This window comes from Streptomyces sp. NPDC055506 (assembly GCF_053643595.1).
Genome location: NZ_JBSHKH010000096.1, coordinates 18,967 through 31,945, shown reverse-complemented (window position 1 = coordinate 31,945; position 12,979 = coordinate 18,967). Strand labels below are relative to the sequence as shown.

Here is a 12,979-nt window from a genome sequence, read left to right as displayed (position 1 = left end):
CCCCACGGGATATTTCCCTTCGATTACCCCACGGCGGTGCTTGCAAGCTGCCCCGCTGCGAAGCCGGCGGCGGTGCAGCCCGCGGCGACCAGTGCTCCGCCCACGCCCGCGGTGGGCAGGGCGAAGAACCCGGCCGCGAAGTAGCAGGCGAACTCGCCGGCCAGGCCGCCGGCGGCGCCCGCCAGGTCACCGACGAGCCCCTCGGTGTCTCCCAGGGCGAAGTGGCCCAGGGCGGTTCCCGCGTCGAACCCCGTCAGAGCCTCTCCCACCGCGTCCACGGCTGACTGGAGGAAGAGGCCACTGGGGTCGCTGTTGTTGATGAAGTCGCCCCCCGCGTACAGGTAGGAGTTCTTCTCCTGTCCTGACGGGTCGGGCTGGGTGAAGCGGCCGAGGGCGGCGTCGTAGTAGCGGGCGCCCATCTTGTACAGGCCGGTGGGGTCCTGGTAGGCCCCGGTGTAGCGGAACGGCTGGGGCGTCGCCTCGGTCGGGGCCGAGCGGGGCAGACCTGTCGGACCGTAGGCGTAGGTGTGCGTGCGCTTGCCCGTGTCGTCGACGAGCCCGAGGACGTTGCCGGTGGCATCCGTGAGGTAGTAGTAGGACTTGCCTCCGGTCGTCACCGAGTTCAGCGTTCCTGCCGGTTCGCGGATGAATCCGGTGTCGACGCCGTTCGTGGTCGTGCTCGCCAGGCCGAGTGCCGTGTGGTGGAACCAGGTCGAACCCAGCTTGGTGCGCTCGGAGTTGTCGGTCCCCGCGTGGATCAGGTCGTAGCCCTTGCCGTCGGCGGTGATGCCGGAGAGCTGGCTGTGGTCGGTCCAGGTCTCGTTCGTGCGGGCGGTTGCGCTCGCGCCGGCGGTCTCGTTGCCGAGCTTGTCGTAGGACCAGCCGGTGGTGGAGCCGTTCTTCCCGGTCAGCTCCAGCGCGTCGTCGTAGGTGTACGTAGTCGAGCCCGGGCAGGCGTTCTTGGTGCCGTCCTGGGAGGTGAGGTTGCCGGCCTGGTCCCAGCAGTACAGCCAGGACGCCTTGCGGGCACCGGAAGCGTCGGCTTCCAGGGCGTAGGACAGCCGGTCCTGGGAGTCGTAGGTGTAGGACGTCTTCAGCTTGGTGAGGTTGTCGGTGCGGGTGCGGATCTTGGTGGTGTCCTTGCCCGCGTTGGCGTAGCTGTAGGCCAGGTCGATCAGTGTCGTGGTGCCGGACGTGGTCTTCACGGCGGACGGGCGGCCGTTCTTGTCGATGGTGAACGACTGCGTCGCGCCGCCGGGGTAGACCGTCTTCGTCCGCTTGTCGTTCTCGTCGTAGTCGAAGTCGGTCTTCTTGCCGTCCGGGGCGGTGAGGTGGTCGAGTCGGCCGGCCTTGTCCCAGGCGTAGTCCGTCTTGCCGTTCGGGTCGGTGTAGTGGTCGACCTCGCCGCCCGGGGTGTAGGCGAGCGCGGTCTGCGCGCCGTTCTGGAGGGTGCGGATCCGCTCTCGGTTGAGCTTGTCGTAGTCCCAGCGCGTGGTGCCGGAGGCGTCGGTGCGGGACTTGAGGTTGCCGTCACCGTCGTAGTCGAAGGTGACGGTCGCGTTCGTCGAGGACACCTTCCGCACCCGGTCGCGGGTGTCGTGGACGTAGACCGTCTTGATGCCGCGCCCGTCCGTGACGGTCTCCACTCGGCCGAGCGCGTCGTAGGTGTACTCGGTCTTACCCAGCGGCGCCGGCGGGGTGACGGTCTTCAGATTGCCCTGGTCGTCGTAGGCGAAGGACGTGGTCACCGTCTTCGTGCCGGAGACCTTCACCTTCGCCGTGCAGCGCTGGCCCTCGAAGCCTCCGCAGGCGGGGTCGGATTCGTTGTGGGTGTATGTCCGCTGACCGCCCGCCGTGCCCGACGTGGTCACCGACATGGTGTTGCCGTTGGTGTCGTACTTGAAGGTGTCCTTGCGGCCGTCGGCGCTGGTGAAGTCGTTGGGCAGGTCGGTGCCGGCGATCGTCTGGTACGCCGACACCTGCGCGGTGGCGCCCATGGGCAGCTTCGCCGAGGTGGCGTTGTTGCGGGTGTCCCAGCCGTACGCGGTGACGTTGCCGCCGGTGCCGTCCGCGCCGGTGCCCATCGCGTCGGTCGTGGTCTGGGTGAGGCGGTTGACGTACTTGGTGTGGCGGGAGTGGCCGAGCGGATCGGTGACCTTGGTGACCTCGCCGTCGGCGTTGTGCGTGTAGACCGTCTCGTCGCCGTCCGGGTCGGTCACCTTCGTCGTGCCCGCGTCGGACGGGGTCTCGGCCGTGTAGTCGAAACGCCAGGTGGGGCCGGTGGAATCGGCGAGCCGCTGCATGGAGGTGACGCGGTTGTGGCCGTCGTAGGTGAAGAGCGTGACCGTGCCCTCCGGGGTGGTCACCCGCGTCAGCCTGCGCGAGGAGTCGTACGCGTACGCCGTCGTCTTGCCGGCCGTGTCCGTCGTACGCACCAGATTCCCCTCGGGATCCAGGTCGAAGACGGCCGTCCGGCCCGTGTGGTCCTTGGCCTGCCACTGGCTGGCGTCGGTCTTCACCAGATCGATCCAGCGCCCGGAGCGGGTCTCGGTGAGCTTGAAACCCTTGTGCTCGCCGCCCGCGTCGTGCTGGTCGACGGTGATCGTGCCGTGGTTCTTGTCCGTGACCTTCGTGAGGGTGCCGTGCTCGTCGTACGTGTCACGGCTGCCGGACTTGCGGTCGGTCAGGGTGTAGGTGCCGTCCGTGTTCTTCTTCAGGTCCTTGGAATAGCCGGTCGGCGTGGTGTAGCCGCCGCTGCTCGTCTCCTCGAAACGGAGGGCGTCGCCGGTGGCGTCGAACACGACCACCTCGCCGTCGCCGACCTGGAGATACCGCTCGTACGCCTGCCACCAGCGCTGAGAGACCTTGCCCCACGGGGCTTCGAGCGAGTTGTACGTCCGGGTCAGCTGGAGTTTCTGCCCGACACCGGCGATGTCGAAGTCGGTGCCCGCCAGCATGAGGTTGCCGTCGGAGAGATTCACGCGGGCGACCAGGGCGTCGTTCAGGCGGGTGTCGAGGATGCGGTGCCACGGCACGTCACCCTGCCCCTCGGGAACATAGGGCGTGGGCTCCGCGCCGGCGACCGCGTTTGCGGGAGCGGCCGTGCCGGTCGTACGGGTCGTACGGGCCTTCTGTGCCGCCCGCCAGGCCGCCACCTCCACCGACGGCTCGGCCTCCGACTTCGATGCCGGCGCTCTGGTCACACCCGCCGGTGTGGCGGGGGCCTCCACCTTGGTCGGCTTGGTCCACGGGCTCTCGGGCTCCGGCAGCTCCGGCTTCGGAGCAGCCGCCAGTCCGGGCGCCGCGGCGACCACCAGAGCGGCAGTCGTGATCGCGGCGATCAGAGTGGTTCTGTGCGTCGTTCTGTGTGATCTCCGGGCACGCCGAGACGGCGTGCGTGCAGCACGCGAATGCATCAGCTTCCCCCCACAGGAAGTCAGACAGGGAGTCAGAACCGGTGCCGAGAAGGGTCACCGGGGTCACACAAGCTGACACAGGAACCACACAAACCGGCGGGTGGTGCCCCCGAACTCATGTTCCATACGGGCCGGAATCAGCCCCGCCCCTTCCGGCTGAGACCGGGGAACAAGAGCCACAAGCGGTGGCATTCGCGGCCTTCAAGGCGCGAGAGGGATGCCGAAGGCCTGTCGGGCAGGTGCCTGATTGACCGAAAGCGCATCCCGCCTTCGCGCAATGGGACGATAAGCGCAGAAGTGTTCGACTGATCGAGTGATCGCACGAACGGGGAGGCCCGCTGCATGGCCCGCTACATGGAGACACTGACCGTCGAGCGGGGCGGTTTCCGGATCAAGGTGCCGGAGTCGTGGTGGGAGTTCGACGTACGGCCGGAGTCGCGGGACGACTCGATCCGCCGGATGGTGAGCGAACGGGTGCAGCAGCGCCCGGAGTTGGAGCAGTACCGCGGCACCTACGTCGACTTCCTCCAGAAGGCCGCCGCCGATGCCTGGAAGTCGGGCGCGCTGTACTGCGGCTGCATGGCGGAGAACTTCGGCGGCGATACGCCGATAACCGGCTCGGTGACCGTTTCCCTGGTCGGCGGCCGCAACGAGCGGGGCGAGCCCCTCTCGAACGACCCGTCTGTCATCGCGAGCCAACTCGCGGTCAAGGAGGCCAGACGGGAGGGCGACTCCTGGCGCAAGGTGACGACGGTCGACATCCCAGGGGTCGGTCCCGCGGCCCGCACGCACGGCATCGAGGACATCGCCGTTCCCGGCGACGCCCTCAACCGCACGATCCGTGCCGTCCTGATGCAGACGTACATCCCCGTGCCGGGCCAAGAGGGCAAGGTGGCCCTGGTCGCCGGCAGCAGCCAGGTCCTCGACCTCGCGGACTCGTTCTTCGACATCTTCGACGCGATCACGTCGACGTTCCGGTTCACGGAGGCGTGATGAGGCCATGACCGGTGTCGACATCACGGCGACATCGAAGCCCTGGGTCACCTTCGTTTCGCGAGGAGATACCGGCATCCAACGGCAGCTGTCAGGGCTGGAGGCGAAAGGAGGGCGTGTCCACCACTTCGACTCCCGCGACCTGATCACCGAGGAGGGCATCTACCGCTCGTTCGCGGAGGTCCTGCAGTTCCCCGGCTACTTCGGGAGGAACTGGGACTCCGTGGTTGACTGCCTGGACGACCTGTGCGGTGCGGTGACGGGCGGAGTCGGGATCGCGGGTGTGATCCATGACGCGGATCGAGTGCTGGAGGCGGAGCACTTCCCTCTGTTCGTGTCAGTCCTCTGTCAGGGCGCCGACCGTGCGAATTCGGCGGTAGATCTCGATGGGCTCCCTCTGGACCGTCCAGCGATCGCCGAACACTTCGTCTTCGAGTTCCGTCAGTTCGATCGCGAGAAGGTGGCCCTGCGCATCGAACAACCTGACCTCACGGTCACCACCGAGGGCCCGTTCGTCACTGCCGCTCTCAACCCCCGGATGTGGCACTGAAGTCGCGGCGAGCGAGCCGTGCTCGGAAGCCGTCCGCGATGTGGAGGCTCATGTTTCCGTCGAACGGTTGTACCTAGTAAGTTCACGTGTGCATACGGTTGTTGACGTTGATGTGCGCGTGACGGGGGTTGCGGTATGGCGGGGCACAGGCCGGCGGACTGGCATGTCCTGGACTTGGACAAGGACCCCACCCCGGGCGATCCCCAACGCGTGCGCACGCTTGCGAAGCAGCTGCACGACTTCGCCGACGACGTCTCCGACGCCCTCCGCTTGGTCAAGGGCATGGCGGGGGAGGGCACGCTCCTGGAGTGGGCGGGCAAGTCCGCGGACGTGTTCAAGGAGGACTTCGCGGATGTCCCGAAGAACCTCAAGAAGCTGAAGAAGTCGTATGAGATGTGCGGTGACGCGCTCTCGGACTTCTGGCCGAAGCTGGAGCGTGCCCAGTCCCTGGCCGACAAGGCCCTCATCAAGGGCCGTGAGGCCCGCAACAACCTCTCCTCGGCCCAGTCGAAGCTGACCTCGGCCGACTCGTGGGTCACCCGGGCCGGGAAGGAAGCGGACAAGTACAAGGACGACCCCACGGGCAGCAAGTCGGATGCCGACAAGCCGGACGAGGCCAAGGTCCGCGCCGCCACCCGGGATGTGCAGCACGCCAAGTCGGCCCAGTCGAAGGCGCAGTCGGACGTTTCCGACGCGCAGGACGCCCTCGCCGCGGCGAAGAAGATGGCCGCGGACGCCCGCACGATGCGCGATGAGGCGGCCCGGGAAGCCAAGTCGAAGATCGACGAGGCCTCGGACGCGGGCATTCAGAACCGCTCGTGGTGGGAGGAGATCGGGGACTGGTTCACCGACAACTGGGACAGCATCGTCGCCGCCTGCAAGATCGTCGTCATGGTTGTCGGCATCGTGGCGATGATCATCGGCGGGCCGATCCTGGGCGCGATCGTGCTGATCGCCGCCGCTGTCGTCCTCGCCGACACGCTCTACAAATACTCAAAAGGCCAGGCCTCCCTGTGGGATGTGGGCCTGGCCGCGTTGGACTGCATACCCGGCATGAAGGGCCTCACCACCCTCGGCGGGCTCGCCAAAGGGATGAAGGCGCTCGGCAAGACCGGTCTCAAGGGCATGGCCATGGGCGTCAAGGGCCTCGGCAAGGGCGCAAGCGCCTTCGGCCGGCAGATGAAGAAGCTCATCACTCGCGGCGACCCCATCGATCTGGCGACCGGGGAGATGGTCATGTCTGCCACAGACGTGACGCTGGACGGGGTGCTCCCGCTGATCCTGGAACGCCATTACCGTACCCGCGTCCGCAGCGGCGGGCTCCTGGGGCCGAGCTGGACTTGCACGCTCGACCAGCGCCTCCTGCTCGATGCGAGCGGTGTGCGGTTCACTGCCGCCGACGGCATGGTGCTGCACTATCCGGTTCCCGACGTGGATGCCCCGGTCCTGCCGGTGGTAGGCCCGGCCTGGCCACTGAGCTGGGATGGGAGCGCGCAGGGCGAGCTCGTCGTGCACCGGCCCGAGAGCGGCCACACCTTGCGTTTCCGGCCACTGCCCGAACGGTCGCCCGCCGTACTTCCGCTGGCGGAGATCCGTGACCGCAACGGCAACACGATCGGCGTGACCTATCGGGCGGACGGCACACCTGAGGAGGTCGTCCACCACGGCGGCTACCGCATAGGCGTCACCTGCGAGAACGGCAGGATCACGGAGCTGACCCTGGGCAGCCACCCCGACCTGCCGACTCTGGTCCGCTACAGCTACGACGCACGCGGCAACCTCGCAGCCGTCCGCAACTCCTCCGGCCTGCCCCTGCGCTTCACCTACGACGACGAGCGGCGCATCACGGCTTGGGAGGACCGCAACGAAGTCCGGTACCGCTTCGACTACGACGACCAGGGCCGGTGCGTGGCCGGTCACGGCAAGGACGGGTTCCTCTCCTACACCTTCGTGTACGACGGCGAGGCCCGGCGCACGGTCGCCGTCGACTCGCTGGGGCATGCCACCCACTACCAGTTCAACGACGCCTACCAGCTGATCGCGGAGACCGACGCGCTCGGTCACACGGTCACCCAAGAGTGGGACGACCGGGACCGGCTGCTCAGCCGTATCGATCAACTGGGCCGCGAGCTCCGTATGGAGTGGGACGACGCGGGCCGCTTGACCGCCGTCAGACTGCCCGACGGTTCCGTCTCGACGACCCGCTACAACAAGCTCGGACTGCCGGTGGAGATCACCGAGTACGACGGCGGTGTCCTCCGTCAGGAGTGGGACGCACGCGGCAACTGCACGTCACTGACGACCGCCGACGGAGCCACCACGGTGTTCGCCCGCGAGTCGACGGGAGCTCTGACCTCCTTGACGGATGCGATGGGCGCGGTCCATCGCTTCACCAACAACGCCGCCGGGCAGGCTACTTCGGCCACCGACCCGCTCGGCGCGGTCTCCACCTACACGTACGACCCATTCGGTCGGTGCACCACCGTCCTCGACCCTCTTGGCGGCCGGACCCGGCGGACCTGGTCGGTGGAAGGTCTCCTCACCTCCCGGACCGACTCCGACGGCAGCGTCCAGCGGTGGACATATGACGGAGAGGGCAACCAGCTCACCCACACCGACGCCCTCGGCCGGACCAGCACGTGCACCTACGGTGCCTTCGATCTGCTCACCTCGCGCACGACACCGGACGGCGTCCGTCACACCTTCACCCACGACACGGAACTGCGGCTCCTCCGCGTGACCGGCGTACGGGGGATGACCTGGGACTACCGCTACGACGCGGTCGGCAACCTGGTGGCGGAGAAGGACTTCGACGACCGCACGCTCGCCTATGCCTACGACCCCGCCCGCCAACTGCTGAGCCGCACCAATGCCGTCGGTCAGACCGTCGAGTTCTCCTACGACGAGGCCGGCAACCAGATCCGGGCGGTGCTGGACGGCAGGACGACCACGTACCTCCACGACCGCTCCGGCCGTCTCGTGCGGGCGGTGGGGCCGGAAGTCACGCTCGCGTACGAGTACGACCGTGGGGGGCGGGTCACCGCCGAGACCATCGACGGACGGGTCCTCGCTACGGCGTACGACGTCGTGGGGCGCCCGACACGCCGGACCACGCCGAGCGGTGCTGTCTCCACGTACACGTACGATCCGGCCGGGCACCGCACCCGGCTTGCAGCCGTTGGTCACACCCTCGCCTTCGACCACGACGGCCTCGGCCGTGAGACGACCCGGAACATCGACTCGGCCCTCACGCTCACCCAAGCCTGGGACGCGGGAGACCGACTCAGCACCCAGCAGCTGACTTCCACGGGCAGCACGCGGTCGCTCACTCAGCGCAGCTATGCATACCGCCCCGACGGCCACGTCACCGCATGCGAAGACCGCACGACCGGACGCCGTACCTTCGACCTCGACCCGGTGGGACGCGTCCTCAGAGTTCGCGCGGGGGAGTGGACGGAGTCCTATGCCTACGACGGGCAGGGCAACCAGACACAGGCTGCTTGGCCGGACCGCTACGGTGCCCTGGAGGGCCGCGGCGAACGCCGCTACCAGGGCAACCGGGTGCTGCGCGCGGGCGGTGTTCACTACGAGTACGACGCCGCCGGGCGCGTTGTGCTGCGCCGCAGGACACGGCTCTCGCGGAAGCCTGACATCTGGCGCTACACCTGGGACGCCGAGGACCGTCTCACCTCGGTCATCACTCCGGACGGAACGACCTGGCGTTATCTGCACGACCCGCTGGGACGCCGGATCGCCAAGCAGCGGCTGACCCTCGACGGGCAGTGCGTCGCCGAAGAGACCCGGTTCGTCTGGGACGGGGTACATCTCGTGGAGCAGGCCACGGTCCGCGCCGGTTCGCCCGAGGTATCCACCCTGATCTGGGAACGAGACGGCATTCGCCCACTCACCCAGACGGAGCGCACCACCCTCGCCGACGCGCCCCAGGAGGTCGTCGACGAGCGGTTCTTCGCCATCGTCACCGATCTGGTCGGCACCCCGACCGAACTCGTCTCGGAGGTCGGCGACATCGCCTGGCGCTCCGACGCCACGCTCTGGGGACTCATGGCACCGGACGGGGCGTACGACACCTCCACCCCTCTGCGCTTCCCCGGCCAGTACTTCGACCCCGAGACGCAGCTCCACTACAACTTCCTCCGGTACTACGACCCGATCAACGCGGCCTACATCAGCTCGGACCCGCTCGGGCTGGACGCGGGCCCGAATCCCAGGGCGTACGTACCGAATCCGCTGTCGTGGCTCGACTACCTCGGGTTGCTGACCTGTGCCGAGAACGCCGACCTGCTGGCGAAGAACCTGGCGCGGGAAGGGCGAGGGAAGGGCGCGGGCGAGGCAGCCGCCCACATCGTGCCCTCCGGCATGAAACGCAACAGGGCAGCGGAGAGCCGGGCCTTGCTGGAGCGGTACGGCGTTGACATCAACGACGCGGTGAACGGGATCCCACTGGGGCATCCGAGGCCACACAACTTCACGCACCGCAAGCCGTTCCTGCTGCGCCTGAACACGCATTTGGAGGACACGGTGGACAGGATGACGGCGGCCGGATACGGAGCCCGCGCCATCCGCGGCGCTCTGCGCTCGGAACTTCGCTCCATCGGACAGCAGATCGAGCGGGAACTGGCGAGCGGGCAACCGGCGGCGAACGCCGTGTGGACGGCACCATGATGGACCGTGCCGATGTGAGTACGGACAAGGATGGTGAAGCGATGACAGACCTGCCCGGCGAGGCGCTATCGGTATACCGGCTCCTGCCGAGCCTCAGCGAGTATCAGCAGTTGCATCTCGACAGCGTCGGTGTGCGTCAGCTCATGCGCTGGCAGAGTGCCGGCGCCGGCACGGAGCCGCCCGCCCTGCTGAGCGCGGAGTGGATGGGTGAGCGGCGCTGGGCCAAGAGCGACTTCCCCTCCGGCAGACCGGGCGCTCCCGTACTCAGCCGGCGTCTCGCCGACGGCTTGGGGGACGCACTGCAGTCGGCCGGTCGTCTGGTACCGGTCGACATCAAGGGTGCCAAGGGCGAAGAGTACTTCCTCTATCTGGTGGAGCAGGTGATCGACTGCCTTGATCTGCGCAGGTCGTCGAAGCCGAAGAGGCTGGACGGGGAGGTCAAGCAGCCCGTGTACCGCGTCGAGGCGCTGCCGACGCATCTTCCGGCCTTCCGGCTGCCGCAGTTTCCCGGTGCAGTCCAATGGAACGGCTGGGCGGCCGACCGGCTCATCGACCTCACCGGGGACCAGATCGAGAAGCGTCTGACCTGGTCCCAGACCGCGGCACCCAAGCCGCACCCCGACCCCTGGGGCCTCTGATAAAGCGCCGGCGTGGTGAGGTCGAGGCGCCGACGGATGGCAAGGCGGGCCCCGCGGAAGGGTGGCCTTGTGAGGGGGCGGACAGAGGTGAATCATGCCGCTGATCAAGATGAACGGCCAGCGCCGCCAGCACCTGCCGGGGGACATCTTTGCGCTGCAGCCGGAGGGACACGGGTTCCGTTTCGGTCGTATCGTGAAGATCGGGCAGAGCGGATCCGAGGGCAGATTCCCCGGCGGCGTCCTCGTCTATGTGTACGACGTCCTCGGCGAGTCCGAAGAACCGGACCGGTCGGTCCTGACTCCTGACCGGCTGCTGTCGCCACCGTTCTTCACCGCGACCTGGCCTTGGAGCAAGGGCTATTTCAGGACTGTCGGGCACGAAGAGCTCGTGCCAGCCGCTCTACTCCAGCACTGCTTCTTTCGATCCTGCGCGCAGCGCTAATGTCAACGAGAACGACACGGTGATCCCTGAGCGAACGGAACCTTGCGGGATGTTCGCCCTGGCCAATTTCGCTCGTTTGGAGAGCCAGCTGGACGATGCCCTGGTCGGTCGACTGGCGCCGGCGCCGTCGCCGAAGTGACCGGAGACGGGACTGGTTCCCGCGGAGCGGAAGCTCACCAGGACGGGAGGACGCGGTGCCCGACAGCACTGACCGGCCGGTGATCACCTCGGCACAAGCCGAGCGCATGGCGCGAGCGATCTTCGCCGCCCTCGGCGGCATCGTCGAGATCGGCGCTGTCCGGGCCACGGGGACGTGGGCGCTCGCCGACACATCCGTGGGGGAGTTCCTCGCCCACCGGCAGGACGGCATACGAGGCCTCATGGAGGACATCCGTGCGATCGGATGCTTCTCAGGCGACACCATGGCCATCGCGGACGAGCTCGGGTACTTCAGGGACCACGATGTGTCCGCCGCGTCGCTGCTGCTCTGGTCCGACGGCATCGCGGGCGTCCCCGACCCCGTGGAACGGCTCGAGGAGTCCGAGCTGGTGCGGCGCATGTGCCGTATCGGCGCCGATCTTCAGCTGACCCGGTTCCTGCACGCACTTGTCACCGCGGCCATCGCCGCGGGAGCCCAGGCGGGGGAGAGAGCCACCGGAATCGCCGGCAGCCTTCATGTCGCATGCGGCCTCGCCGCACCGGCCGGCGCCCGGACCACCCCCACCCACATCCACCGCATGTGGCGCGTCGCCCACCTGCCCGGGATCCTGGGGGCGGCCTCGCGCGCGCCCGACTGGGGGAAGGCCGGCTACCGGGCCTACGACGCGGAACTGGAGCGGATCGGCGGGGTCGGGCGGGCCTCGGTTTGACCTGCGTCACCCCCGGGGTATTCTCCTCGGCTCGATTGGCGTAGCCGCCGCCCCATATGGCAGACTGTCCGAGTTGCTCGGTCGAGTGTTGATGCTGCGCGCCTCCCGCCGGGGGGACCGGAAGCGAGTCCCACAGTACTCGTCGCCCCAACTGCCTTACGGCAGCGCTGAGGCGGACGTACGGGAATCTTTCGGGAAGTGTCAGTGCGGCGCCGGCCAGGCACCCGGTGGGCCTTTCGCCCCCGGCTCGCGGTTCCGGCAGGGCCGTGTGCAATCCCGCAGGGATGTTCGAACAAGGGGCATCCATGTCAGCGAGAGTGCGACACGCCCGACCGCGTGGGTCGGAGGAACGAAGGCAGCAGAAGGAATCCGCCGGGTTCCAGAGCGTTACGAGAGACAGGACTACTGAGTAGCCATGGCGGGACAGAAGATCCGCATCCGGCTCAAGGCCTACGACCACGAGGTCATCGACTCCTCGGCGAAGAAGATCGTCGAGACGGTGACCCGCACTGGTGCGTCGGTCGCGGGCCCGGTGCCGCTGCCCACTGAGAAGAACGTGTACTGCGTCATCAAGTCGCCGCACAAGTACAAGGACTCGCGCGAGCACTTCGAGATGCGCACGCACAAGCGCCTGATCGACATTCTCGACCCGACGCCCAAGACCGTTGACTCTCTGATGCGACTCGACCTCCCGGCCGGTGTCGACATCGAGATCAAGCTCTGAGGGCTGGTGATCTGAGAATGGCTAAGCAGATCAAGGGCATCCTGGGCGAGAAGCTCGGCATGACGCAGGTGTGGGACGCGAACAACCGTGTTGTTCCGGTCACCGTCGTCAAGGCCGGCCCCAATGTCGTCACCCAGGTCCGCACGAACGACGTCGACGGCTACGAGTCCGTCCAGATCGCGTTCGGCGAGATCGACCCGCGCAAGGTGAACAAGCCCCTCAAGGGCCACTTCGCCAAGGCCGACGTCACTCCCCGCCGCCACCTCGTCGAGATCCGTACCGCTGACGCCAGCGAGTACACCCTCGGCCAGGAGATCACCGCTGAGGTGTTCGAGGCCGGCCTCAAGGTCGACGTGACCGGCAAGAGCAAGGGCAAGGGCTTCGCCGGTGTCATGAAGCGTCACAACTTCAAGGGCCTCGGCGCCGGACACGGCACCCAGCGCAAGCACCGCTCCCCCGGTTCCATCGGTGGCTGCGCCACCCCGGGCCGCGTGTTCAAGGGCCTCCGCATGGCGGGTCGCATGGGCAACGAGCGTGTCACCACCCAGAACCTGACCGTCCACGCCGTTGACGCGGAGAAGGGTCTGCTGCTCATCAAGGGCGCGGTTCCCGGTCCGAACGGCGGCCTCGTCCTGGTCCGCACCGCGGCCAAGGGGGCCTGAGG

9 protein-coding genes are annotated in these 12,979 nt (G+C 67.7%); 8 read left to right on the top strand and 1 reads right to left on the bottom strand.

The window, feature by feature from the left end; translation table 11 throughout:
- Nucleotides 1-23 precede the first annotated feature (23 nt).
- The gene (locus ACWIF2_RS29155) at nt 24-3,317 is read right to left on the bottom strand and encodes an RHS repeat-associated core domain-containing protein (RefSeq protein ID WP_454363749.1); all 3,294 of its coding nucleotides are present in this window, start codon (nt 3,315-3,317) and stop codon (nt 24-26) included.
- A gap of 441 nt (nt 3,318-3,758) precedes the next feature.
- Between ACWIF2_RS29155 and ACWIF2_RS29150 the strand changes: the two genes are divergently transcribed.
- The 8 genes from ACWIF2_RS29150 (at nt 3,759) to rplC (ending at nt 12,977) form a co-directional block, all read left to right on the top strand.
- Nucleotides 3,759-4,409 carry a hypothetical protein gene (locus tag ACWIF2_RS29150; protein WP_454363748.1) on the top strand — a complete coding sequence of 217 codons (651 nt, stop codon included), beginning with the start codon at nt 3,759-3,761 and terminating at the stop codon, nt 4,407-4,409.
- 7 nt (nt 4,410-4,416) lie between these two features.
- A complete protein-coding gene (locus ACWIF2_RS29145; RefSeq protein WP_454363747.1) occupies nt 4,417-4,959 on the top strand; it encodes a barstar family protein in 543 nt (180 codons plus the stop codon).
- A gap of 135 nt (nt 4,960-5,094) precedes the next feature.
- The gene (locus tag ACWIF2_RS29140) at nt 5,095-9,642 is read left to right on the top strand and encodes a DUF6531 domain-containing protein (protein ID WP_454363746.1); all 4,548 of its coding nucleotides are present in this window, start codon (nt 5,095-5,097) and stop codon (nt 9,640-9,642) included.
- Nucleotides 9,627-10,280 carry a hypothetical protein gene (locus ACWIF2_RS29135; protein ID WP_454363745.1) on the top strand — a complete coding sequence of 218 codons (654 nt, stop codon included), beginning with the start codon at nt 9,627-9,629 and terminating at the stop codon, nt 10,278-10,280. Before ACWIF2_RS29140 ends, ACWIF2_RS29135 begins: the two co-directional genes overlap by 16 nt.
- Before the next feature lie 94 nt (nt 10,281-10,374).
- Nucleotides 10,375-10,722, top strand: a complete 348-nt coding sequence (locus tag ACWIF2_RS29130; protein ID WP_454363744.1) for an immunity 26/phosphotriesterase HocA family protein — start codon at nt 10,375-10,377, stop codon at nt 10,720-10,722.
- Nucleotides 10,723-10,916: 194 nt separating this feature from the next.
- Nucleotides 10,917-11,591, top strand: a complete 675-nt coding sequence (locus ACWIF2_RS29125) for a hypothetical protein (RefSeq protein ID WP_454363743.1) — start codon at nt 10,917-10,919, stop codon at nt 11,589-11,591.
- Nucleotides 11,592-12,006: 415 nt separating this feature from the next.
- Nucleotides 12,007-12,315, top strand: a complete 309-nt coding sequence (gene rpsJ, locus ACWIF2_RS29120) for a 30S ribosomal protein S10 (protein WP_003948644.1) — start codon at nt 12,007-12,009, stop codon at nt 12,313-12,315.
- 17 nt (nt 12,316-12,332) lie between these two features.
- Nucleotides 12,333-12,977, top strand: coding sequence for a 50S ribosomal protein L3 (gene rplC / locus ACWIF2_RS29115; RefSeq protein WP_030839681.1), 645 nt, complete (start codon nt 12,333-12,335; stop codon nt 12,975-12,977).
- The last annotated feature ends 2 nt before the right edge of the window (nt 12,978-12,979 follow it).